A 713-nucleotide genomic window follows, 5' to 3' on the forward strand; every position below is an offset into this window, starting at 1 on the left:
GTAGGTAGCTTAACCGCAAGGAGGGCGCTTACCACGGTAGGATTCGTGACTGGGGTGAAGTCGTAACAAGGTAGCCGTATCGGAAGGTGCGGCTGGATCACCTCCTTTCTAGAGTAGCACCGGTCCTTAGAGACCAGTCACCAAACGCTCACACTTATCGACTGTTGAACAAGAAGAACACAGTTTCGGGGCTGTAGCTCAGCTGGTTAGAGCACCGTGTTGATAACGCGGGGGTCGTTGGTTCGAGTCCAACCAGCCCTACCAGTGACACCCAATGGGGGATTAGCTCAGCTGGGAGAGCACCTGCTTTGCAAGCAGGGGGTCGTCGGTTCGATCCCGTCATCCTCCACCATTACCTGGAAGCTGAAAGTGCAAACGTAAGCAAGTCATTGATGACGAGCTGCTTAGGTTTGGTCTTTTAGAGATCACTGTTGTTCTGTTCTTTAACAATCTGGAAGAAGTAAAGTTTTTTTAAGCGTGAGGTTAAGTCAGCAATGATTTGATCGCACACTTAGGGTAGTAGTAAAACGTATCAACAAACATGCAACAAGCTGTACTCTTATTTCTATGACCGCTCTCTGGTGTGAACCAGAGGCTAACGTTATAGGGACAAGCGAATAAGTGCACATGGTGGATGCCTTGGCGATTACAGGCGATGAAGGACGTAGTAGCTTGCGATAAGCTGCGGGGAGTGAGCAAACACACTTTGATCC

Annotated in this window: 2 tRNA genes and 2 rRNA genes; all 4 read left to right on the top strand. The window is 49.4% G+C overall.

From position 1 onward, the window contains the following. Window positions 1-108: ribosomal RNA gene (locus ACWCIA_RS22895) — 16S ribosomal RNA — on the top strand; the annotation flags it as partial. A 79-nt stretch (window positions 109-187) separates the two neighbouring features. Beyond that, window positions 188-264: transfer RNA gene (locus ACWCIA_RS22900), tRNA-Ile, on the top strand. A 12-nt stretch (window positions 265-276) separates the two neighbouring features. Further along, a tRNA-Ala gene (locus ACWCIA_RS22905) sits at window positions 277-352 on the top strand. 255 nt (window positions 353-607) lie between these two features. Then, window positions 608-713 (top strand): 23S ribosomal RNA (locus ACWCIA_RS22910); the annotation flags it as partial.

The sequence above is a fragment of the Massilia sp. SYSU DXS3249 genome, from assembly GCF_053668055.1.